Source organism: Arthrobacter ramosus, assembly GCF_039535095.1.
Lineage (GTDB): Bacteria > Actinomycetota > Actinomycetes > Actinomycetales > Micrococcaceae > Arthrobacter > Arthrobacter ramosus.
Genome location: NZ_BAAAWN010000001.1, coordinates 2,980,846 through 3,003,940 on the forward strand (window position 1 = coordinate 2,980,846; position 23,095 = coordinate 3,003,940).

Below are 23,095 nucleotides of genomic sequence, written 5' to 3' on the forward strand. Positions count from 1 at the left end.
AACGCGATGTCATGACGGCGGACTGGCTTCCGCGACTTGCCCCGGTAGAGTCTTACCGAGCGGCAAGCATAAGAGTGAAGGAGAAACCGTGGCTCACTTTGTGATCATGGGTTGCGGACGAGTTGGCGCAACGTTGGCGCACACCTTGGAAGACGCCGGCCATTCGGTGGCAATCATCGACCAGGACGACCGTGCCTTCCGCCGCTTGCGCAGCGGATTCACCGGTAGGAAAGTCACGGGCGTCGGATTCGACCGGGACACCCTCAAGCAGGCAGGTTGCGAAGAGGCGTACGCCTTCGCCGCCGTCTCCAGCGGTGACAATTCCAATATCCTCGCCACCCGGGTAGCCCGGGAGACTTTCCATGTTTCGCATGTTGTTGCCCGCATCTACGATCCCGGCCGCGCCGAAATCTACCAGCGACTGGGCATCCCCACGGTAGCCGCCGTACGTTGGAGCGCGGACCAGGTCCTGCGCCGGATCCTGCCCGAGCAGCACTTGGCAGGCGATTACCGCGAACCCTCGGGTCGGCTGGTTTTGTCCGAAGTCGACCTTGACCAAGGCTGGATCGGGCACCCGTTGACCGCCATCGAGGCGGCATCCGGAATCCGTGTCGCTTTCCTTACCCGCTTTGGCGAAGGCGTCCTGCCCCAGGCCGGAACGGCGTACCAGGAGGGCGACACCGTGCACGCCATGTTGAATCTGGACCGCAGCGCCGAGGTGGCGCGCATCCTTTCCAGCGCACCCGCCAAGGAGTCTGAGTGAAAGTCGTTATTGTCGGCGCAGGCAGCGTCGGTTCATCGATCGCGCGGGAATTGCTCGCCCACAAACACGAGATCATGCTGATCGACCTCAAACCGGAGGTCATCGGGCGCAGCGGGCTCCGCGGGGCCCGCTGGCTGGTGGGCGATGCGTGCGAATTGAGCACGCTGCAGGAAGCGAAATTGGAAGGGGCCGACGTCGTCGTGTCCGCGACCGGCGACGACAAAGTCAACCTTGTGGTTTCATTGCTGGCCAAGACCGAATTCGGTGTGGGCCGCACAGTGGGCCGGGTCAATAATCCCAAGAACGACTGGATGTTCAACGATTCCTGGGGTGTCGACGTCGCAGTCAACACCCCGCAGCTCATGACGGCGCTCGTGGAAGAGGCCGTGGAAATCGGTGACCTCGTCCGCTTGCTGACCTTGCAGACGGGTGTGTCCTCGCTCGTGGAATTCACGGTTCCCCACGACTCGCACATCATCGGGAGCACCGTGGGCGGCATCGAATGGCCCGACGACGCCACCCTGGTGGCGATCCTCCGGGACCATGCGCCCATCACACCAAGCCGCGACGACGTGATCGACGGCGGCGACGAACTGTTCTTCGTCACGACCATTGTTGCCGAAGACGGCCTCAGGGCCTTGCTCTCCCCGTCCGCCGCGGACCACGGCTCGGTTGACGTCGAGGAAGAGTTTTCGGATCAGTCCGACGACGACGGTTTCGACGGCTGAGGGTCGCGGTTCGGCTTCTGGCCCGGCGCCGGCCGGGTCAGGAGCCAGGCAATCCAGAGACCCAGGATATACAGCGGAGCGCCCATGATCAGCCTCATGGTAGCGAGCGCGGCCAGGCCGGGTTCGCCCATGAAATACAGGGGCACCTGGACCACGAGCCGTAGTGCGAGCACGGCAATGACCACCCACGTGCCGATGGCGTATGCCCGCAAGCGCTCCGGGTTCTTCCGCCATTCGAAGCCCTCGTTGCGGACGAATCCGAACAGCAGGCCGGCGATCGGCCACTTGAGCAGGATCGACAGCACCATTCCCACGATGTAGGCGATATTCGTGTAGAAACCCAGGACGTAGAAATCCTCGGCCTTGCCGGTGGTGTTCGCGAGCCAAGCGGAGATGGCGACGCCGGCGATCCCGGCAAGCGCCTGGGTCAACGGGCGCCGTTGGACCAGCCGGACCACGGTGAAGACGGCTGCCGCCGCAAGGGAGGCAATCAGGGACGCCGGAAGGTCACGGGTGACCATGAAAGCGATCAGGAAGACGAGGCCGGGCACGATGCTCTCGGCTATCCCCTGAACACCCCCGGCCGATTTGAGGATGTCCACGTGCCCGTGGCTGTTGCGTTGGAGTCCCGCTTTTTCTGCGTAGCCCGCAGCGATGTCCGCAATGCTCGGCCCTTGGGTGACCTGCCGGGGCTCCTCCTCCGAGCCAGGCTTTTCCTGCGCTGGTTTTTCGTGGGGGCCGGATCCGTTGGCGACGGTCATTGGTGCTCCTGCCGGGAGAGGATTTCATAGCGCGGATTGAACATGGTGGGCATCCCGTCCCGCGGCGTGACCATGCCTTCGAGCCGTAGGACAGTCCCGGGTTCGATACCGGGCACTTTGCGGCGCCCGAGCCAGATGACGCGCAGTCGGGTCAACGGACCCGCGTCTCCCTTGTGCGCTATCCGGTCGACGACGATCGCCGAGAAGTGTGCTTGCTCGTTGGCGGGCTGGTAGGTCACCGACTCGATGAAACCCGTGCAGTCGACCCGGCCCCGGACGGGGAGCTCAGAGAGGGGCAGGGACGCCGGGCTGCCTTGGGCGGCAGCGGCACGCACCGCTTTGTCAGCCAATCTGGGTGATCTCCGGGCCGCGTTCGGGTTTCTGAAGCTCCGGCGTTTCATGGGGAGCACCGTGCTGCCCGGGGGCTACAGCGTCCTTGGGCAGCTTCAGCTGAAGCAGCTCACGGGGCGGCATCGGGTTGTCTCCGCGAATGACCACTACCTTGCGGAAGAGGTTCTCCAGTCCTTCGGCCGCTTTCCTGTCCAAAGCCGCGTTGCCGCCGATGACGCCACGAAGGAACCAGCGGGGCCCATCCACGCCCATGAACCGGGCAGCCCGGAAGCCACGTCCGCCGTCTGCGGATTCTGTAGGAAGTTTGGCGATGAGTTCCGTGCCGAAGGTGCCGATGATCTCCTCCACTTCGCCTCCTTGGCTGGACACGGACTGGCCGATTTGTTCGCGGATCTCGTCCCACAGCCCTTCGGAACGTGGAGCGGCAAACGCCTGGAGCTGGAGGCTCGAGCCATCGAGGTCCATGGTGACCGCCACTACCCGCTGGGTTGCCTCTTCAACTTCGAGGCGCAATTGAAGGCCTTCGGAAGGTTCGATCAGCAGGGCGCCAAGATCCACGTAGCCATCCTGGCTATCAATTTCGCTGGCATCCAATGGCCCCTTGGACAGGCGGAAGTCGCCCTTGGCGGCTCCACCGGCTACCGGGCCGGCGTCCTGCCGCGTCGTCGCGGCATTGGCCTGCTCAGTACCGTCGTCTTTCGGCTGCTCAGCCTTGGACTTCTTTCCGCGCCCAAAAAGCATCGGGTTGTCTCCTTAGTAGTGGTCTATCCCCCAGTAAACCGCAGACTGCCCGTCAACTCGCGGGCAGCATGGCAATCAGCTCCTTGCAGCGCCGATTGTCGAGGGTTGTTGCTAGCTCACGGCCGGCGCGAAGCCTCCGGTGGATCCAAAGCCGCCGGTGCCGCGCGAGGTGTCGGACAACTCCTCCACGGAAACGAACTGCGCATACTCGACGCGCTGGATCACCATTTGAGCAATTCTATCGCCGCGCTTGAGTTCGATTGCGTGGTTTTGGTCGGTATTCAAAAGCGTCACGGAAATTTCACCTCGGTAGCCGGCATCAACCGTCCCGGGAGCGTTCACCAGAGTGAGCCCGTGCTTGGTTGCCAGCCCTGACCGGGGGTGGATCAGTGCCACAAAGCCGTTCGGCAGCGCGATTGAGACGCCCGTGGGAACGAGCTTCCGCTCTCCCGGGGCGAGGGATACGTCCGCACGGGCCCGCAAGTCCGCGCCGGCGTCACCGGGGTGGGCGTACGACGGCGCTTCCAAACCGGCGTCGAGCATTTTCAGTTGGACCTGAAGGGTCGGCGCACCGTATTCGGCGGAGGTGTCTGCTGGGTTGGCTACTGCTGTCTCGTGGCTCACAGTCACATATTCTATCGCCCACGGAATACTCCCGCGGTTGCGGCCGCAGGCCAGTCCCAAAGCATAAAGGAGCGTTAATTCCAAGGGTCACAGTCCCGATAAGCTGGTGGCATGCCTGAATCCACTGCCTCCGTACCCGCGCCGCACCATTCCTCGAGTGGAACGGGCGTCCTGTTTACGGAAAAGCTCTGGCCGTCCCCCTGGATTTGGATTATCGTGGTCGGCTTGTCCGCCGCGGGCATCCTGATGTTCGCGCCGATCAGCATCACCGCGGGAATTATCGCCGCGCTGGTTCTCTTCGCGATCATGACCACCATGCTGGTGTTGTCCACCCCCGCGATTGTGGTGGACCGGGACACCGTCCAAGTGGGACGCGCCACTATCCAGCGCGAGTTTGTCGGGGCCGTCACCGCATACCGCAAGGACGAAGCCACCGCGGAGCGCGGCACCCGGCTCCACGGACTGGCGTTCCTGTGCCTCCGCGGCTGGATAGATCCCGTGGTGCGCATTGAAATCACCGACCCGGCCGACCGCACCCCGTACTGGCTGACATCCACGCGCCGCCCCGAAGAACTTCTGGCAGCGCTGTCCAAGCAGGCCTCCCGAGGCTAGCTTTCGCATTCCTTGCAGTACAGATGCCCGTCCTTCTCCCGCGCAATCTGGGAGCGGTGTTTGACCAGGAAGCAATTGAAACAGGTAAATTCGTCCGCCTGCGGAGGCAGGACCCGGACCAGCAGCTCTTCGCCGGACAAGTCCGCCCCGGGGAGCTCGTAGGCATCTGCCAGGTCAGTCTCATCGATGTCAACAGCCGATGATGACTGCTTCTCGGTGCGATGAGACTTGAGTTCCTCGATCGAGTCCTCGGTGTCTTCTTCCGTCTTCCGAGGGGCATCGTAGTCCGTTGCCATGGTCCCTTCTTCGTTCTCCCTTGTACTTCACGCAGGGCTTGCGGTCCTGTCGACCAGAGCCTGCTCCGGTCTAAGGATGTAACGCAGCAGGCCGCTTTTTTGTGCCCGATACCGGGCAGATTGTCCTCCCGGCAGACTCGAATGTCCATACCCCGGTTCCGATCGCCTGCCCAGAGAATGCCGGAAATCGCGGAATATCGCGGCGCGCCCTTTGTCCTAGTAGGAAAAGGCCGTAGCGGGTGGCAGAGTTTCGAATGTCAGATAGGCCATGGTGGAGGATTTTATGCGGGATCTACGGCTGGTTGGCGTCCACGACGACGGCGGACATCTCCTGTTGAGCGGTACCGGCGGCGAGATGTTCCAGCTTCCGATTGATGAGGCGTTGCGGGTTGCAGCGAGCCGGACACCTGCCCAGGTGGCCGCACGCGCTTCCATTACGCCCGTCGCCATGTCCCCCCGTGACATTCAGTCACGTATCCGCAGCGGCGCTACAGCCGCGGAAGTGGCGGAGCTGTCAGGCCTGCCGCTCGCCAACGTGCAGCGCTATGAGGGTCCGGTGCTTGCCGAGCGCGAGTACATCGCCCAGCAGGCCCGCAAAGTCGAAGTCGCTGCCCCGGCCCCCGGCCAGGACACCTACCGCGCGGCGTTCGGCGACGAACCCGCAAGCCTGGGCGAAATGGTTGCACACCGGCTCAGGGCCCACGGGATCGATTCCTCTACGGTGGAATGGGATTCCTGGCGCAGGATCGATGGCACGTGGACCGTCGTCGCACGCTTCGAAACCAAGCCAGGCAGCCTGGAAAGCATCGGCGAAGAGCCACCCGCGATGTGGACCTTCCATCCCGCCCGCAAATCCATCCAGAATGCCAACCGCTGGGCCCAGCAGCTCAGCGAACTGGAACCCCTTGATGGACCTGTACCGGCCCGGCGGCTCGCGGCCGTCTCCGACCGGCCTTTTGACTTCGAGGCCGACGCCGGGACCGCCGCCCGTGCGGCCGCTGCCGCTGCGACGAAGGAAGCCGATGGGCTCCTTGACATGTTGCGCTCGCGTCGCGGACAGAGACTGGGACTTGACGAAGACAGTGACGACGCTTTGGCGCTGCTTCTGAGCAGCGGCGTTCCGGCTGCGCATCCGCGGCCCGGCGACATCGAAGACGGACTTGCGGACAGCGAAACAGGCGACCAAGAGCCAGCCGACACAGACACGGACGAGCCGGTTGAAGCCGAACCCGCCGCCAGCCGCCGTGACGCGCGTGCATCCATGCTGTCGCGGCTGAGCCTGGCCCCGAAGCATGACGACACGGAAGACGACTCCCTCCATCTTCACGACGGCGTCAGCACGGACACCCGTGAAATCACGGTGATCCCCGGTGCCCTGCGCCCTGTGACCATGTTGCGCGGCAGGAACGACAACGACACGCAGACCGGCCAGGACGAGGCACGAACCCCGGGAGCAGCATCACCGCGGGCGGGCCTGGACGAACTGCTCGGCGGGGCTCCCCGGCGGGAACGCGAAGAGCCGAAGCCCAGCCGTGCCGGCCAGAAGGATGAAGAATCTTCCGACGCGGGGGCGGCCGAGCGCCAGCCGTCACGGCCCAAGCGCTCCAGTATTCCCAGCTGGGATGAAATCGTCTTCGGGACGCGCGGAGACTAGGCAGTTTTCAGTTCGTTGCGGCTTCAGCTAGCGCCGTGCCAAAGGCAAGCGTCGACGTCGAACGGCAGCAACTGATCCCGGCTCGCCATGAGGTTGGCCCCGTGTGCCGTGACCCGGCGCATGTAGTGCCTGCGGCATAGGGTCTCGTATCCGACGACCGGGTGCGACGCGTCGACTTGCTCCGGGGTAGCTTCCGCCCTGTCGGCATCCCTGGCAACGTCTCCCACCACGACCTGCTCGCCTTCGACCACCATGATGCCGTCCACGGTCCGCGCATTGTGTGTTGCCCGGCGGCCGCACCAACAGAGGGCTTCGACCTGCAGGACCTGGACCCTGTCCGCGAGCTCCACGAAACGCTGGGATCCGGGGAACAGCCGGGTGCGGAAGTCGGACGTGATTCCGAATGCGAACACGTCGACGCCCATCTCATCAACCACGCGCGCCAGCTGTTCCACTTGCCCGGGTGAGTAGAACTGGGCTTCATCACAGATCAGGTAGTCCACCTTGAGGCCCGTGGTCCGGCGTCGGACAACTTCGTCCCAGAAATCGGTGGTGTCAATGACTTCCACGGCGTCCGTCTGGAGCCCGAGCCGGCTGGAGATGACGGAGCCGCCGGCGCGGTCGTTGCAACTGAAGCGCACCCCGCCCCGGCCGCGTGCACGGTGGTTGTAGTCCATCTGCAAAGCAAGGGTGGACTTGCCGCAGTCCATGGTTCCGGAGAAGAAAATAAGCTCAGCCACGGCGGCCCTTGGGACCTCCGGCTTGGAAGCAAAGCAGCGGAACTTCGCGCTCCGCCTTGGTCAGCGAACCATGTTGCCCCACCACCTCCAAAGCAGTCGGACGGACGCGGCGGACGTCGTAGAGCGCCAAAGTGTCCCGGGCGGCGATCATGACGTCCCCGATCCGGGGGGAAACCTCTGCTCGGAAGACCCCGAAGAGTCCGGCGTCAAGGGCCTGCTCGCGGGTGAAGGCCCAGATCCGCTCGCCGAAGCGGGCGCGCCAGGCATCCAACAGGGCTTCCCGGTGACGCGATCCGGCGTCGGGTTCGAGGTACAGGTGGACCATGCGCGGCTCGCCTGCCGTGTGCCGGACCCCGGCGATAAGGGCGGGATCGGCGGAGTAGTCGATGCGCTGTGACTCGGGGACGTCGAGCATTCCATGGTCGCCGGTGAGCAGGATGGTTGTCCCCGCGGGCAGTGCGGCAGAGAGCCTCTTGACCGTTGAATCGATTTCTTCGAGCTGGTGCTCCCAGCGATCGGACTGGCAGCCGTAGCGGTGCCCGGCTTTGTCCAGTTCATTGACGTAAAAGTACATAAGCGAGGCGGTTCCCGCGGCCATTTCCTCCCCCGCCGCTGCCGTCCGGGCGTGGAGCGAACTGCCGCCCACGAACCGGCTTCCCCGGAGCGCCGCGCGCGTCATCGGTGACGCACCGAACTGGGGCAGGCTCACTGTGACGACGTCGGCGTCAGCAGCCACGCGTTCGAAAATTGTCGGGAAGGGCTGCCAGCGCAGGGGGTCGACTCCAGCGTCCCAATTGCCGAGCAGGTTGACTACCTTGTCCTGGTCAGGATCCAGGACGTCATAGCCCACCATGCCGTGTTCACCGGGCGTACGGCCGGTTCCAAGGCTGGCCAAGGACGATGCCGTGGTGGAAGGAAAAGCCGAATCAAGCCACACCGGGACGGCTCCCTGTCCCGAATTCGCAATTGACCTCAGAAACGGGGTGTGAGCGGCCTTCTGCTTCAGAAGATTGCGCCCCAGGCCATCAGCGAGAACCACGCACACGCGTTGCGATGCAGGCAATTGCAGTTTGTTTTCGAAGCCCGGCAGGCCCATGCTCGCTGCGGCGCTGGTGAAGACCTCGGCGATCGATTTGCTGCCATACAGCGGCGCGCCGGGAAGCTCAGGGAGGGCGCTCGAAACGGGGACGGTTTCCTGGGCGACGGGTTCCGAAGTCGCCATCAGCGCTGGTGCCCGCGGCTCAGCCTGTTGCCGAAGACGCCCGAGCGGAGTCGTGGAGCGGAGATGGTGCCCGGGTGGGCTGAGGGCCCGGGAGCGCCTGTGTTCACAGCCCGCAGCGCGCGGGCGAAGACCTTCGCGTCCTGGACAGCCCTGGGTCCGTCGGCCTCGGAACTGATCCGCAGCACGATGTCCTCCTGGGAGATGGTGCCCGTGTATCCATGGTCGGCTTCGCACTGGGGATCGCCGCAACTGGCGGGTCCCACATCCAGGCGCTGGCCTCCTGACCAGGCAATGGACAGGGTCAGCTCCCTGACGGGGTCGCTTGGAGTGTAGTTCTGCGGCTGCGCATACATGTAGCTCAGGACCACCGAGCGGATTTGTGCCACGGGCACGGACTCCGTGGAAATCTGGGCGACGATCTGCTCGCCCGCTTCGTCAAGCTGCTGGTCGTCGACGTGGGTGATCACCAGCATGTCCTCGGTGAGGACCAGGACCGTGATGTGCCGCCGGACCTCGGCACGGTCGAAATGCGTTTCCAAATGCACCAGGTGCGCAAGGCAGTCGCGCCCGTCCAAGGCATCGGCCACAACATCGGCAACAAGGACAGGATAGAAACCGGCCCGTTGAAGTGCCTGGTCCAGGCTCTGCCCCTGCGAGCTGTGGTTGTGTGCTGCATGGTGCCCGGTGGTAGCCGGACCGGACGGAGGCGTCGGGGACTTCGAGCTCATTCCCCCATTTTCACAGATCGGCTGGGGACTTCATAACCGTCCGGCCCTGCGGCGGCCAACCGTCAGCTCAGCCGAGCATCGCACGGCGGGCGCTGTCCGTACGCTGTGCGGCGTTCCCGATCCACACCTCGGCGGCAAGGATTTTCGCGCCCCGGGTCCCGGCCAGGACGGGATTGAACTCCACCAGGGCAATCTCGGGGTGTTCATCCTTGAGGCGGACCAGCCGTGCTCCCAGGTCTTCGAGGGCCGCCACATCCACCGCAGGCAGCCCTTCGTAGCCGAACAGTTTCAGGGAAGCCCGGGGTGCCCTGATGAAGTCGTGGAGATCGGTGGAGGACAAGGGAGGCACCCGGTGCGCCCAGTCGTCCAGGAGGTTCACGGCGTCTCCCGCCAAACCGAAGGACACCACGGGCCCCAGGAGAGGATCCTCGATGGCCCGGAACGTGCAGGCCTGCCCCACGGAAACCATGGCCTGCACCTCTATGGCCGATGAACCGTAGGGCTCAAGGGCGCGACGCATCTGCGCGATGTTGCGCCGCAGCGAGTCCGCGTCCTCGATGTCCAGCCGCACGCCTCCCAGGTCCAGGCGATGCCGGAGGGCAGGATCCGTGGTCTTGAGCACCACGGGCCAGCCGAGCCGTTCGGCAGCGGCGACCGCATCGTCGTCGCTCTCGAACACAGCTGAGGGCACCACCGGGATGCCGTAGCGGGACAGCAGCGCGGCCGATTCGCCGTCGTCGAGCCGGAGCAATTGTTCCCCCGGGACAGAAGACAGGAGCCGTTCGATGTGTTCGCGGGTACCCTCGCGGTCGCAACCCGCAGGCTCAACGAACATGCCCTGGTCCCGGTCCAGCCACTTCGCGTAACGGACCACTGCCGCCAAGGCCGCCACCGCGCTGCCCGCGCTGGAGTAGCAAGGAAGGGACGGCCCGGATTCTACGTTTGGGGAGAGCAATCCATCCAGCTGCACGGAAGTATCGAGGATCCCTGTGAAGGCTGCCACGACCGGCTTGCCAGCCTCTGCCGCGCATTCGGCGAGCACTCCCGCGATCGCTTCCATCGTGAGGCTGCGGGACGGCACCATGGCCGCCACCACCGCATGCACGGAATCGTCCGCAAGATTCGTCCGGAGGCTGCGCCGCAGCCCTTCCCGCGATGCGGACATCCCCGCGTCCAGGTCCACGTCGGTGACGATCCTGTCGACGACGAGTCCGTGGGGCGCCGCGTTGTCCGCCACGACCTTCCCGAAGGCCGCGGAATTGCTGTAGACGGCGAGCGCCGGGCCCTTGGGCAGGGGCTGGCTGGAAACGATCTGCGCCACATCCATGAGCTGTTCGATCGTTTCGACGGCGATGACCCCGGCTTGGCGCATCATCGCGTCCAGGGCCGCCACAGGCGCCAGCGTGGTCCTGACGACATGCCCCGGCGGAAGGCGCAGCCCGGTGACATCCGATTTGGCAACGATGACCGGTTTGCTCCGCGACAAACGGCGGGCCAGGCGGGAGAACTTGCGGGGATTGCCGATCGACTCCAAGTAGAGCCCGACGGCGACGGTATCGGGATCGTCTTCCCAGAACTGCATGACGTCGTTTCCGGAGATATCGGCGCGGTTTCCGGCGGACAGGAACGAGGAAAGGCCCAGTCCCCGGCGGCTCGCCGCGGCGTAGACGGAAACCCCGATGGCGGCGGATTGCGAAAAGAGCCCCAATCCCCCGCGCCGGGGAAGGCTCGGGGCCATCGACGCGTTGAGTGAAACCTCCGGATTCGTGTTCACGATCCCCAGGGACTCCGGGCCGATCACGCGCATCCCATAGGACCTGGCTTGGCGCACCAGCTCGCGCTGCTTACGCAGCCCCCGCTCGCCGTCGTCCGCGTAGCCGGCTGTGGCGACCACCAGGCCTTTGACCCCGGCCACCCCGCACTCGTCCACGACTTTCGGCACTTCCTCGTAAGGGACCGCGATGATGGCGAGCTGCACCGGTCCGGGGACGTCGGCGATCCGGGCGAAGGACTTCATGCCGGCCAGTTCGAATGCTTCAGGGTTGACCGCATAGACCGCGCCGGTGAAGCCACCCTCCAGGATGTGTTCAAGCAACTGGTGCCCGACGGTCCCCCACCGGCGGCTGGCGCCCACTACCGCGATCGACGACGGCGCCAGCAAGTCCCGTACGCTGCGGGCCTCGGCGCGGTGTTCCCGCGATTCCATGACGGCCAGGGATTTTGCGGTGGGGTCGATGTTGAATTCGACGCTGACGACGCCGTCGTCGAATTTGCGCACAAGCTCGTAGCCGGCATCAGCGAAGACCCGGAGCATTTTGCGGTTCTCGGGCAGGACCTCGGCCGTGAAGCGGCGGATGCCGTTCTCCCGGGCAGCCGCAGCCAAGTGCTCGAGCAGGATGGAGCCGATGCCCCGGCCTTGCTGGACATCGGAAATATTGAAGGCCACTTCGGCTTCGGTGGGATCATCAAACCGGTCGTACCGGCCGACGCCCACGATCTCTCCGCCGATGGTGATGACGAACGCCACCCTGTCCTTGTGGTCCACCTCGGTGAAGCGGCGAAGTTCCTTGCTGGAGAGCCTCGACTTGAACGAGAAGAACCGCATGTAGATGGAAGTCTCGGACTGCGCCGTGTGGAAGGCCTGGAGCGCGTCGGCATCTTCGGGTGAAATAGGTCTCAAATGGGCCGTTCCGCCGTCGCGAAGCACGACATCGGCCTCCCAATATTCCGGATATACGCCGGCGCCGGGCTGATCCACCATAGGCTTAGCCTAGCTAAGTCTTCCGCAGTACACGTTTAAGGATCCACCGACTCCATGGCACGAAGCCAAAGTCCCTCCCGCGCAAACGCGGCCTCGGCCGCCGTCGACGGGGACTTCACCGAGAACATCATCGATATCGACGTCACTTCCGAAATGGAAGGCTCCTTCCTGGAGTACGCGTATTCGGTGATCTATTCCCGCGCACTCCCCGATGCGCGCGACGGCCTCAAACCCGTTCAGCGACGCATCCTGTACATGATGAGCGACATGGGCCTGCGCCCGGACCGCGGGCACGTGAAGAGCGCCCGCGTGGTGGGCGAAGTCATGGGAAAGCTGCACCCCCACGGCGATACCGCCATCTATGACGCCATGGTGCGCATGGCACAGGACTTCTCGCTGCGCTTGCCCCTGATTGACGGGCACGGCAACTTCGGTTCGCTCGACGACGGCCCGGCAGCACCGCGTTACACCGAAGCCCGGCTCGCCGCGGCTGCGATGACGATGACCGAGAACCTCGACGAAGACGTGGTGGATTTCGTCCCCAACTACGACAACCAGCTCACCCAGCCGGATGTCCTGCCCGCGGCCTTCCCCAATTTGCTGGTCAACGGCACCACGGGCATTGCAGTCGGCATGGCCACAAATATGGCTCCCCACAACCTTGTGGAAGTCATCGCGGCCGCCCGGCACCTCATCGCCAATCCGGACGCCACGCTGGAAGACGTCATGCGGTTCGTACCCGGCCCGGACTTGCCCACAGGCGGCAGGATCGTGGGTCTGGACGGGATCCGTGATGCCTATGCCACGGGACGCGGATCGTTCAAGACCCGCGCCAAGGTGGAGATCGAACAGCTGACCGCGCGCCGCACCGGCCTGGTGGTGACCGAACTCCCCTACATGGTGGGTCCGGAGAAAGTCATCGAGAAGATCAAGGATGCCGTCAACGCCAAAAAGCTGACGGGCATCAGCGATGTCATGGACCTCACTGACCGCAAGCACGGACTGCGGCTCGTGATCGAGATCAAGAACGGCTTCAACCCCAACGCCGTGCTGCAGCAGCTCTACCGGTTCACCCCGATGGAAGACTCCTTCGGCATCAACAACGTGACCCTGGTGGATGGGCAGCCGCAGACCTTGGGCTTGCTCCAGCTCCTGCAGGTTTACGTCGGCCACCGCATATCGGTCGTACGCCGTCGCACGGCCTTCCGCTTGGGAAAGAAGAAGGACCGCCTCCACCTGGTGGAGGGCCTCTTGATCGCGATCGTGGACATCGACGAGGTCATCCAGATCATCCGCTCCTCGGACGAGGCATCTGCGGCCCGCGAACGGCTGATGTCCATCTACGATCTGTCCGAGATCCAGGCGAACTACATCCTGGAACTCCGCCTGCGCCAGCTGACCAAGTACTCGCGCATCGAACTAGAGAAAGAGCAGGAAGAACTGCGCCGGGAGATCGCCGAACTCGAAGCGATCCTGTCGTCCGACGTGCTCCTGCGCGGGCTGGTGTCCGGAGAATTGGCCGAAGTGGCCGAGAAGTACGGCACCCCGCGACGCACGGTTCTCCTCGAGTCCGAGGCTGTCTCCCCCACCGTCGCCGCGGCGCTCGCAGCAGACGTCCCGGCAGGCAAGGGCAAGGCCGCCGCACTTCCGCTTGAGATCCCCGACGACCCTTGCTGGGCACTCCTGAGCGCCTCCGGCCAGATCGCACGGACCTCCAACCAGGAGCCGCTGGCCGAATCAGGCCCGCGGAGCAAGCATGATGTCTACCGCTCCGTGGTCAAGACGACCGCGCGCGGCGAAATCGGCGCAGTCACCTCACAGGGCCGCATGCTCCGGGTGCAGGTCATGGACATGCCGGCGCTGCCGCCCATGTCCGGCCTGCCCAATCTTGCCGGGGGCGTCGCGGCAAAAGACTTCATCACCCTGCTCAAGGGCGAAACGCTCGTGGCGTTCGTGCCGTTGGATGCCGTGTTGGCCATCGGAACAGTCCAGGGCGTCGTCAAGCGTGTCCAGCCCGACTACCCGCTGAACCGCGAAGACTGGGAAATCATTGCCCTCAAGGACAAGGACACTGTGGTGGGCGTGGAGCCTGCCCAGGACGACGACGTCGATCTCGTCTTCGTGACCCGGCTTGCGCAGCTCCTGCGTTTCAGCGCCTCTTCCGTTCGGCCGCAGGGCCGCACCGCGGGCGGCATGGCGGGTATCAAGCTTGGGGACGGCGACGACGTCATCCACTTCGGCACGGTGCGCGCCGACGACCCTGCCGCCGTCGTCGTGACGATCGCGGGCAGCAACGGCGCGCTGCCGGGGACTGCTCCGGGCACGGCGAAGATCACCCCGTTCGAGGAATACCCGGCCAAGGGCCGGGCGACGGGAGGCGTACGGGCCCACCGTTTCCTCAAGGGTGAAGACACGCTGCTGCTCGGGTGGGCGGGTCACGGCCCGGCGAAGGCGTCATCCAGCGCCGGCGTTGCCCGTGCCCTCCCACAAGAGCACGGCCGCCGCGACGGCTCCGGTGTTCCCCTCTCCCAGCCCGTGGATGCGATTGGTGCGAGCATGGCGTGGGAAGAAGGAAGCGGGCCGGAAACCGCCGCTGAAGGCTGACCTTTCCGCTCGCTTAGACGGGCACGGTAGCGATGCTGAGGATGTTTCCTTCCGAATCGAGGAACCAGGCTCCCCTTTCACCATCCGGCAAGGTGGCAACGCCGTTCTCGGTCTTCAGGCCGGGGAAGTCGTACTCTTCGAAGACAACTCCGCGTGCCCTGAGATCGGCCATGTCTTGATCCAGGTCAGTGCTATCCCAACCCATCTGAGTGTTCTTGGCGCTTCCGGCGTTGGGCGTCGAATAGAGCAGGAACGAAGTGCCGTTTCCGCACTTGTAGACCAGATTGTCAGTGGCCTCCGGGTTGTTCGGTTCGAGGCCTAGCTTGTCCTTGTAGAAGTCACGTGCGCGGGCTATGTCGCTGGCAGGGAGCACCGCGGCGACGCTTAGATCCTTAAGCATGGCAATTTCACTTTCCAGGCTTCCCCAGCTCATAACTTTACTCCTGATCGGGCGGATCAGAGCTGGGGCGGGCCGCTCTCCGGGCTGTGTGACCGGATCAGGAATCCGCGCCCTAGACTACTGCCATGCCGATCATTCCCGATGACAAGGACTGGACCTGGGTCCTGTCCACGCCCTGTCCCGAATGCGGCTTCGACGCCGCCACTGTGACCCCGTCCACCGTCCCGGGGACAGTCCTGAACATGCTGCCGCGTTGGCGGGCCGTGCTGCGCCGGGAAGACGCCTCTATCCGCCCGGACGAACACACGTGGTCGCCCTTGGAATATGCCTGCCATGTGCGGGATGTCTTCAGCCTCTTCGACCAGCGCCTCAACCTGATGCTACGGGAGGACGACGCCCGCTTCGCCAACTGGGACCAGGACAAGGCCGCGATCGACGGCGACTACGCCAATGCGGACCCCGCGGAAGTGGCTGCACAGCTGGCCGCCGAGGGCAAACTAATCGCCAACTCCTTCGCCGCTGTCCACGAAGATGACTGGCCACGCACGGGGGTCCGCAGCAACGGCTCCACGTTCACCGTGCTGACGTTTGCCCAGTACTTCCTGCACGACGTCGTCCATCACCTGCACGACGTGGACGGCTAGGCGCTGCGATGTCGTGGAAAGACACGCGGGCAACCCGCCTCTTCAATATTGACCTGCCCATTGTCCTCGGTCCGTTCGGTGGCTTGTCATCGGTGGAACTGTCGGCCACGGTCAGCGAGGCCGGCGGGCTCGGTTCCTACGGCCTCTACGGATACGATGCGGGGCGGATTGCCGCCACGGCCCGCGAACTCAGGGAGGCCACCGGGAAACCTTTCGCGCTGAATCTTTGGCTCCCCATCGCGGGCGAAGAGCCGCCGACCCCGGACGCCCGGCAGTTCGCCGCCTACGTGAACATCCTCCGGCCGTATTTCGAGCTGGTGGGTGTGGAACCACCCACGCAACCGGACACCTACCTGCCCGATCTGCAGGAACAGATCCAGGCGGCCTTCGATGCCCAACCGGCCGTGCTGAGCTTCGTGTTCGGTGTTCCGTCCGAGGCTGTCATCGAGGAGGCCCACCGGAACGGCATCGTAGTGGTGGGTACTGCAACCACTGTTGACGAAGCCGTGGCCCTGGCTGCCGGCGGCGTAGACGCGATCGTCGCCACGGGGATGGAGGCCGGCGGACACCGGGTTTCCTTCCTCCGCGCCCCGGAGGACTCGCTCGTCGGGACCATGGCCCTCGTGCCCCAGGTGGTGGATGCCGTCCCGGTTCCGGTCATCGCCGCGGGCGGTATCTCTGATGGCCGTGGAGTCGCTGCCGCCTTTGCGCTTGGCGCGGACGCGGTCCAGATCGGTTCGGCCTTCCTGGCCACGCGGCAATCAGCCATCAGTCCGGCGCACCTGGCCGCGATGCGCGGACCCGACGCCGCCCACACTGTCCTGACCCGCGCCCTCAGCGGCCGCTTGGCGCGCGGTATCCCCAACCGGATTATCGCCGAGCTCTCCGATCCTGCCACGCATGCCCCGTTCCCGATCCAGAACTGGCTGACCGGCAAGTTCCGGCCCGCTGCGGCGGCACAGGGAATCCCGGACCTGATGTCCCTTTGGGCAGGCCAATCGACGCCGCTCATCCGGGAGGACGACGCGCGGAAACTCGTGGACAACATCGTCGAGTCCGTGGACGCCACCTTCGGGCGGCTCCTCGGCTAGTTTCCACGCACGAGCGCCGGGAGCGCCGACGGCGAGCCCAGATCCAACCGGTAGTCTCCCCCGGCGATGTCGGCCGGGTCGTGGGTCACCAGGACCACGGTGACATCCTTCAGCCCGGCGCGCAGCTCCGCCATCATGAGGCGCCCGGCCTCGGCGTCGAGATGGGCGGTTGGCTCGTCCAGAAGGAGGACAGCTGCGCCGGTGAGGAGTGTACGGGCCATGGCGAGCCGTTGGCGTTCGCCGCCGCTCAGGAACGAACCCGAGGGGCCTATGCGGCTGTCAAGGCCCCCGGGAAGCCCGGACACCAGTCCGGAAAGCCCGACGGCGTCCAAGGCCTTGTCCATGTCCGCTTCGGTAGGCTTGCGGGCCGCCGGGCGGGCGAGCAGCAGGTTGCCTCGGATCGTGGAGTCGAAGAGGTGGGCCTCCTGGGGACACCAAGCAGCATTCCCGCTGACGTAGGCCCTTCCGGATGATACGGGCAGGAAGCCAAGCAGTACGGAGAGCAGCGTGGACTTCCCCGAGCCGGAGGGGCCCGTGACCGCGAGCCAATGCCCGGGGGCCGCTTCGGCGCTGAGCCCGCTGAACACGGGCGCGCGGCCGGGCCATGACGCTTCGAGTCCATCCAGCAGCAGCCCCGCAGAGCCGTCGGGTCGCTCCGGCAACGCGAGCACACCGCCGTCGGCTTCTGGGGCGTCAAAGGCCCCTGACTGGGCGATCCGTCGCAGCACCGCGGCCAACGCCGGACCCTGCCGCACGGCAGACACCACCGCCCCGTAGGGTTCCGCGAGCGCCAGCTGAACGAGGACGACGACGGCGAGCACGGCCGGCGCAACAGTTCCGGATTGCACCGACGGTGCCGCGAGAATGCCCGCCCCCAGCGCTCCCAGGGTGCAGGCCAGCACGGTCAATCCCTGGCCTATGCCGTCAGCCCAGGCGGAACGCTGGGCGGCAGCGGTGGCCGCGTTGTCCCTCCGGGTCAAGGACGACAGGACTGTGCCGGCCACGCCGTTGGCGCTGAGCTCCGCGCGGGCGTCGAGGGCTGCGGCAACATCAAGCAGCACGAGTGAGCGCAGTTGCTGCTCAGAACGGGCCGCGTTGCGGTCCGCCATCAGAGCGAGAAGAGGAGCCAGGACAAGGCCAACCACGGCGCTCGTGACAACCGCAGGCACAGTGGCGGGAACCAGCAGGGCCGAGGCGACCACCGCCGACACTGCGACGGCAAGGGCGGAGAGGGGTGGAAGGACGACGCGCGGCAACACGTCGCGCAGCGTATCGACGTCGTCCACCACCGCTCCGAGCACATTGCCGCCCTGCAGGAGCCGTCGCAAGGACAGTGCCCTTGCGCTGAGGCTCGCCCAGAGCGCGCCCCGGAGCCTCGTCATCGCCGCGAAGACCGTGTCGTGGACGACGAGCCGCTCGGAATACCGCAGGACCGCCCGGCCTATGCCGAAGAACCGAACGCCCACGATGGCGCCGAGCAAGTATAGGATAGGCGGTTGTTCGCTGGCCCGGATGATGAGCCACCCGGAGAGTCCGGACAACGCCACGGCAAACAAGGCGGCGAGCGCCGCGAGCAGCACGGCACCGGCGAACTTGTAACGGACAGGCGCCAGGATACGCGCGAGGGCCCTGAGTGTGGAGACGGCGGTGGGGGGTTCAATTCCCCCACTCGGTGCGGCTCCGGGATTCGTGTCCCGCTCGACCGGAGCTGGCGCGGATGCGGCGGATTCCAGGCTCACGGGACCGGCTTGCTCCTGCGCTGTCCCGCCGTCGACCTTCACCACGTTGTCCGCGAGTTTCCGGGTCGCGGCGTCGTGGGCCACCAGGATGACAGTCGCGGCCCCACGCAGCCCCGCGATGGCCGAACGGATCGCGTCCGCGGACGCGACGTCGAGATGCGCGGTGGGTTCGTCGAGCAGCAGGACTGTGGCTCCCGCGTTGAGGCGCGCCAAACCGCGGGCGACGGCCACCCGCCGCACCTCGCCAGGGCTCAACTCGGAAGGATGTTTGAACGCGAGATGCTCCGCGGCAGCCCGCTCCAGGCAACGCATCGCCCTCGCGATGTCCGCGTCCGGCGTGGACCCGGGGTCCATCGACGAAACGTCTTGGTTCCCGCCGTCCAGGTAGAGGACGATCTCGTCCAGCACCGTACCGGCCACCATGACGGGATGCTGCGGTACCCAAGCCACCGCGCCGGCATCCAATCCAGTAACCGATCCTTCAATGGCTGCCAGCGGCCCGTCGCCGATCGTTCCGGCGAGGACACCCAGGATGGTGCTCTTGCCCGAACCGCTGCGGCCATCAAGGGCGGTGATCTGTCCGGCCGGCGCCTTGAAGTCGATGGGCCCGACGGCGGCAACCGCCCTACCCGCATACCTCACCGTCAGTCCGGTGACCGCGACGCCGCCGGGCGCCCTGTTGCTGGCCGGCGCGCCGCCGTCGTACCCATCATTCAGCGGACGGCCCGCCGGCGACTCCAGCACGGCGTTGGCTGCGGCCAACGCCTCACGCCCGTCGTCGCTGGCGTGGTGGGCCGTGCCCAGCTCGCGCAGGGGAAGATAGCAATCGGGGGCGAGGATGAGGGCCAGCAGGCCGGCTTCCAGGCCCATCTCGCCCGCCACGAGTCGCACGCCGATGAAGACGGCCACCACCGCGACGGAGATGGTGGCTATCAGCTCCAGGGCGAGGGCGGACAAGAAGGCAGTCCGCAGTGTTCCCATGGTGCGCGAGCGGTATTCCTCCGAGAGGTCCTCAAGGGCTGCGCGCTGTTCGCCCGCGCGGCCCAGTCCCACCAGCACGGGAAGTCCCTTGGCCAACTCCAGGATGTGCCCAGAGAGCCTCCGCAGCGTGGATTGGGCTTCGTGGACCCGGTCCTCGGTGTGGCGGCCGATCAGCACCATGAACAGCGGGACCAGCGGCAAGGTCAGCACCACAACCACAGCACTGACCCAATCCGCGAAGAGGATCCTCGCACCGAGGAGCAGGGGCAACGCGGCGCAATTGACCAAGGCGGGCAGGAACTGGGTGTAGTAGTTGTCCAGTGCATCAAGTCCGCGGGTCGCGAGCACGGCGAGCCCGCCGTCGTTCACTTCGCCGACCCGTCCCGCAGCCCCGGCGCCGAGGGCGCGCCCCAGCAGCCTGGACCTCAGCTCTTCCTTGACCCCGAGGGCCGCCCGGCGCGCCGCGACTCCCTGGCCCCAGACAGTCAGCGACCGCAGGACCGCACCGGCGGCACCCCAGAGGAGTCCTTCGCGCCATCCCAGGCCGCCCCCAGCAAGTCCGGACAACATCCCGGCGATCGCCTGTGCAATCAGGATCAGGGACAGAGCCTTGAGTGAGGACAGCAGACCAAGGAAGTACAAAGCGGATCGGGTGGCCGGTCCTGCGGGCAGCTGGGGCTTCATCCGCTACTCGCCGGCGTCGTGGGGTGCGTGCCTGGCAGCTGGTCCGCCCGGCGCCGCATGGCCGACCAGGACCTTGGCCGCGATGGCCGGCAGGAAGCCATGTGCGGCGGGAATATGTGCTGCGCTCACGCGGCGGCGGAACACCCAGTAGGTCCAGGCCTGGTAGGCGATCACGAGGGGCAGCCCGACGGCGGCCACGATACTCATCAACCCCAGGGTGTAGGCGGACGAGGAGGCGTTGGAAATGGTGAGGTTGAAGGCGGGGTTCAGGGTTGAGGGAATGACCACGGGGAACGCCGCACCGAAGATGGAGGCGGTGGCGCACACCAGGAACGCACCCAGGGCCCCGAAGGCCTTGCCCTCAGCTCCCTTGCGGGCAAGGACCCAGGCTCCCGCGGCTGCCAGGACTCCGAGGATCACCAGAATCCACGTCAACGGCTTGCCGCTGAGCAGCTGGAGGGACACCATCCATGCCAGCATCGGCAGCAATGCGAGAGGAGCGAGCCGCACAAACCAGCGGCGCGCACGGTGGCGCACCTCGCCGTCGGTCTTCAGGGCCAGGAACGCCAGGGCGTGCACCAGGGCGAACGCGACGACGGCAAAACCGCCCAGCACGGCGTATCCGCTGAACCAGGCAAAGGGGCCGCCCTGGCGGTCGCCATTCGAGTCAATCGGCAGTCCGGTGGTGGTCAACGCCAACGCGGCGCCGATGCCGAACGCGGCCGTGAACGAGCCCAAGGCAATCGCCCAGTCCCAGACGGTCCGCCAGCGCGCGCTGTCCACTTTGCCCCGGTACTCGAAAGCCACAGCCCGGAAGATCAGGGCCACCAGGACAATCAGGAGCGGCAGGTAAAGCGCCGAAAACAGCGAGGCGTACCACAGCGGGAAGGCCGCGAAGGTGGCACCGGCCGCGGTCAGCAGCCACACTTCGTTCCCGTCCCACACCGGGCCGACCGTGTTGAGCAGCACCCGGCGGTCGGTGTTGTTCCGGGCGAAGAGCTTCATGAGCATTCCGACGCCGAGGTCGAAGCCCTCCAGGAAGAGGTATCCCGTCCACAGCACGGCGATGGCCACGAACCAGACGGTAGGCAACAGTTCCATTCGAAAGATCCCTCTGCTTCCTAGTAGGCGAATGCCAGGACGTCGTCGCTGTCGCCGGGCTGGCCCGGGGCGCCCGGGGTTCCGCCGTCGTCGTCCTTCTTTTCTTTTTTCTCGCCGTGGCGGGCTTCGGCGAGCTCCGGCATCGCGGACATCACACCGCCGCGGGCGTATTTGACCAGCAGGCGGACTTCCACCACCAGCAGAACCGCGTAGATGGAGGCCAACACGACAAGCGAGGTGATGAGCTCGGCGGCGGAGACGCCTGGTGAGACGGCCGCGGCCGTGAACATGAACACTTGGTCCACGCCGCTGGCATCAGGATTGGGCGCGACGACGAACGGTTGGCGGCCCATTTCGGTGAAGATCCAGCCGGCGGCGTTGGCGCCGAAGGGAGCCAGGATGCCGAACACTGCCAGGCGCATGATCCAGCGGGATTGCGGGACCATGCCCTTGCGGGTGACCCATAGGGCAAGCAATGCGGCAAAGGCAGCGATCCCGCCGAAGCCGATCATCATACGGAAGCCCCAGTAGGTCACTTCCATGACGGGTACGTACTGGATTTCCTGGCCTGCCCGATCGCCGTACAGGGGATTGTTCGGCAAGTGGGTGCCGTACTTGGCCTTGTACTCGTCGAGGAGGCTGTTGACGCCCTTCACTTCCGTGTTGAAATCGCCCTTGGCCAGGAAGGAGAGGATGCCGGGGACCTCGATCACGGCCACGATGTCGTTGCAGCTCTTGGACCCGAGGTTGCCGACGCTCAGCACGGAGAATCCGGTGCCGTCGTGGCAGGCAGCCTCAGCGGCGGCCATCTTCATGGGCTGTTGTTCGAACATCAGCTTGCCCTGCAAATCGCCCGTGAAGGCGGTGCCGGCGAAAGAGATCATGGCGACGACGGCGCCGATCCGCAGGGAGTTGATCCACACCTTGTAGTCGGCCTTGTCCCGCCCGGGGATGTCGGCTTCGCCGGCGATGGCCCGGCCGTCGGCTCCGACGGTGTCAATGCCATCGTGGCGGCGGCGCCAGAGGTGGTACCAGGCGATGCCCAGAAGGAACGCACCGGCGACGGCCAGCGCGCCGAAGAGCGTGTGGGGTACGGCCACCATGGCGGTGTTGTTGGTGAAGACTGCCCAGGCGTCGGTCATGACGGGACGCCCGTTGACCATCGTGACGCCGACGGGGTGCTGCATCCAGGAGTTGGCAACAATGATGAAGTAGGCAGAGAAGACCGAGCCGATCACGGCGATCCAGAGGCACGCGAGGTGGACGCCGCGCTTGAGTTGCTTCCAGCCGAAGATCCAGAGCCCCAGGAAGGTCGATTCCACGAAGAACGCCAGAAGCGCTTCCAAAGCCAGGGGCGCGCCGAACACGTCGCCGACGAATCGGCTGTATTCGCTCCAGGCCATGCCGAATTGGAATTCCTGCACGATACCCGTGGCCACGCCCATGATGAAGTTGATGAGGAAGAGCTTGCCCCAGAACTTGGTCATCCGCAGGTATTCAACTTTGCCCGTACGGTACCAGAGGGTCTGGATGACGGCCACGACAAGCCCCAGCCCGATGGTCAGCGGCACCATCATGAAGTGGTAGACCGTGGTGATTCCAAATTGCCAGCGTGCGATTTCCAAGGCGTCCATGGCTGTCCTTATTGTCCCGACGCCCGCTTGCGGCGTCCTTTTTCTACGTTGCGTAGAACTGACTTCTTCTACACAGTGTAGAACAAACCCCTGCGATCTGCTCACCACTCTTCCAGTGGCGTCACAGTGCCGCAAGGACACGGCGCGCCGCATGTTCTACCTCACGTAGAATCGCCGCCTGAAAAGCGGTAGATTGATGGTGGAATGTTGGATCATCGCACTTCCCCCGGCCCATG

The 23,095-nt window shown here is 65.5% G+C and carries 20 protein-coding genes; 7 read left to right on the plus strand and 13 right to left on the minus strand.

Annotated elements, in window-relative coordinates:
- The first annotated feature begins 88 nt into the window (after positions 1-88).
- On the plus strand, positions 89-763 hold the full coding sequence (locus ABD742_RS13840; protein ID WP_059389103.1) for a potassium channel family protein: 675 nt from the start codon (positions 89-91) through the stop codon (positions 761-763).
- On the plus strand, positions 760-1,491 hold the full coding sequence (locus tag ABD742_RS13845) for a potassium channel family protein (RefSeq protein WP_234750113.1): 732 nt from the start codon (positions 760-762) through the stop codon (positions 1,489-1,491). Before ABD742_RS13840 ends, ABD742_RS13845 begins: the two co-directional genes overlap by 4 nt.
- On the opposite strand, the gene ABD742_RS13850 is transcribed toward ABD742_RS13845, so the two are convergent.
- The 4 genes from ABD742_RS13850 to dut all read right to left on the minus strand — a co-directional run bounded on the left by ABD742_RS13850 (position 1,461) and on the right by dut (position 3,968).
- On the minus strand, positions 1,461-2,252 hold the full coding sequence (locus ABD742_RS13850) for a DUF3159 domain-containing protein (RefSeq protein WP_234750101.1): 792 nt from the start codon (positions 2,250-2,252) through the stop codon (positions 1,461-1,463). The genes ABD742_RS13845 and ABD742_RS13850 overlap by 31 nt on opposite strands.
- A complete protein-coding gene (locus ABD742_RS13855; protein ID WP_234750100.1) occupies positions 2,249-2,602 on the minus strand; it encodes a single stranded DNA-binding domain-containing protein in 354 nt (117 codons plus the stop codon). The genes ABD742_RS13850 and ABD742_RS13855 overlap by 4 nt, the downstream gene beginning before the upstream one ends.
- Positions 2,595-3,344 carry a DUF3710 domain-containing protein gene (locus ABD742_RS13860; RefSeq protein ID WP_234750097.1) on the minus strand — a complete coding sequence of 250 codons (750 nt, stop codon included), beginning with the start codon at positions 3,342-3,344 and terminating at the stop codon, positions 2,595-2,597. The genes ABD742_RS13855 and ABD742_RS13860 overlap by 8 nt, the downstream gene beginning before the upstream one ends.
- 111 nt (positions 3,345-3,455) lie before the next feature.
- The gene (gene dut, locus ABD742_RS13865; protein ID WP_234750095.1) at positions 3,456-3,968 is read right to left on the minus strand and encodes a dUTP diphosphatase; all 513 of its coding nucleotides are present in this window, start codon (positions 3,966-3,968) and stop codon (positions 3,456-3,458) included.
- A gap of 111 nt (positions 3,969-4,079) precedes the next feature.
- On the opposite strand from dut, the gene ABD742_RS13870 reads away from it, so the two are divergent.
- Entirely contained in the window at positions 4,080-4,580 is a 501-nt protein-coding gene (locus ABD742_RS13870; RefSeq protein WP_234750086.1) for a DUF3093 domain-containing protein, read from the plus strand.
- On the opposite strand, the gene ABD742_RS13875 is transcribed toward ABD742_RS13870, so the two are convergent.
- A complete protein-coding gene (locus ABD742_RS13875; protein ID WP_078105507.1) occupies positions 4,577-4,876 on the minus strand; it encodes a DUF4193 domain-containing protein in 300 nt (99 codons plus the stop codon). The two genes, ABD742_RS13870 and ABD742_RS13875, sit on opposite strands and share 4 nt — an antisense overlap.
- 283 nt (positions 4,877-5,159) lie before the next feature.
- On the opposite strand from ABD742_RS13875, the gene sepH reads away from it, so the two are divergent.
- Positions 5,160-6,530: a septation protein SepH gene (sepH, locus tag ABD742_RS13880; protein WP_234750084.1), complete on the plus strand. Its 1,371-nt coding sequence runs from the start codon at positions 5,160-5,162 to the stop codon at positions 6,528-6,530.
- Between the two features lie 23 nt (positions 6,531-6,553).
- Here sepH and ABD742_RS13885 read toward each other — a convergent pair whose 3' ends face one another.
- The 4 genes from ABD742_RS13885 to ABD742_RS13900 all read right to left on the minus strand — a co-directional run bounded on the left by ABD742_RS13885 (position 6,554) and on the right by ABD742_RS13900 (position 11,981).
- Positions 6,554-7,270, minus strand: a complete 717-nt coding sequence (locus tag ABD742_RS13885) for a thymidine kinase (protein WP_234750082.1) — start codon at positions 7,268-7,270, stop codon at positions 6,554-6,556.
- A complete protein-coding gene (locus ABD742_RS13890; RefSeq protein WP_234750080.1) occupies positions 7,263-8,492 on the minus strand; it encodes an alkaline phosphatase family protein in 1,230 nt (409 codons plus the stop codon). Before ABD742_RS13890 ends, ABD742_RS13885 begins: the two co-directional genes overlap by 8 nt.
- Complete coding sequence (locus ABD742_RS13895) at positions 8,492-9,220, minus strand: DUF5998 family protein (RefSeq protein ID WP_234750078.1); 729 nt, start codon at positions 9,218-9,220, stop codon at positions 8,492-8,494. Before ABD742_RS13895 ends, ABD742_RS13890 begins: the two co-directional genes overlap by 1 nt.
- Before the next feature lie 67 nt (positions 9,221-9,287).
- Positions 9,288-11,981, minus strand: a complete 2,694-nt coding sequence (locus ABD742_RS13900; RefSeq protein ID WP_234750076.1) for a bifunctional acetate--CoA ligase family protein/GNAT family N-acetyltransferase — start codon at positions 11,979-11,981, stop codon at positions 9,288-9,290.
- 54 nt (positions 11,982-12,035) lie between these two features.
- Here ABD742_RS13900 and ABD742_RS13905 point away from each other — a divergent pair, with 54 nt between their 5' ends.
- Entirely contained in the window at positions 12,036-14,585 is a 2,550-nt protein-coding gene (locus tag ABD742_RS13905; RefSeq protein ID WP_234750074.1) for a DNA gyrase/topoisomerase IV subunit A, read from the plus strand.
- A 13-nt stretch (positions 14,586-14,598) separates the two neighbouring features.
- Here ABD742_RS13905 and ABD742_RS13910 read toward each other — a convergent pair whose 3' ends face one another.
- Complete coding sequence (locus tag ABD742_RS13910) at positions 14,599-14,985, minus strand: VOC family protein (protein ID WP_234750693.1); 387 nt, start codon at positions 14,983-14,985, stop codon at positions 14,599-14,601.
- Between the two features lie 125 nt (positions 14,986-15,110).
- Between ABD742_RS13910 and ABD742_RS13915 the strand changes: the two genes are divergently transcribed.
- Together ABD742_RS13915 and ABD742_RS13920 are read left to right on the plus strand one after the other, a co-directional pair.
- Positions 15,111-15,629: a DinB family protein gene (locus tag ABD742_RS13915; protein ID WP_234750072.1), complete on the plus strand. Its 519-nt coding sequence runs from the start codon at positions 15,111-15,113 to the stop codon at positions 15,627-15,629.
- Positions 15,630-15,637: 8 nt separating this feature from the next.
- Positions 15,638-16,720, plus strand: a complete 1,083-nt coding sequence (locus ABD742_RS13920) for an NAD(P)H-dependent flavin oxidoreductase (protein ID WP_234750070.1) — start codon at positions 15,638-15,640, stop codon at positions 16,718-16,720.
- Here the strand turns inward: ABD742_RS13920 and cydD are convergent.
- From cydD to ABD742_RS13935, 3 genes are read right to left on the minus strand one after another with little or no spacing between them, the layout of a single operon-like run.
- Complete coding sequence (gene cydD / locus ABD742_RS13925; protein WP_234750068.1) at positions 16,717-20,124, minus strand: thiol reductant ABC exporter subunit CydD; 3,408 nt, start codon at positions 20,122-20,124, stop codon at positions 16,717-16,719. The genes ABD742_RS13920 and cydD overlap by 4 nt on opposite strands.
- A 3-nt stretch (positions 20,125-20,127) precedes the next feature.
- Positions 20,128-21,225, minus strand: a complete 1,098-nt coding sequence (gene cydB / locus ABD742_RS13930) for a cytochrome d ubiquinol oxidase subunit II (protein ID WP_234750065.1) — start codon at positions 21,223-21,225, stop codon at positions 20,128-20,130.
- Between the two features lie 20 nt (positions 21,226-21,245).
- Positions 21,246-22,859, minus strand: a complete 1,614-nt coding sequence (locus ABD742_RS13935; protein WP_234750063.1) for a cytochrome ubiquinol oxidase subunit I — start codon at positions 22,857-22,859, stop codon at positions 21,246-21,248.
- Between the last annotated feature and the right edge of the window lie 236 nt (positions 22,860-23,095).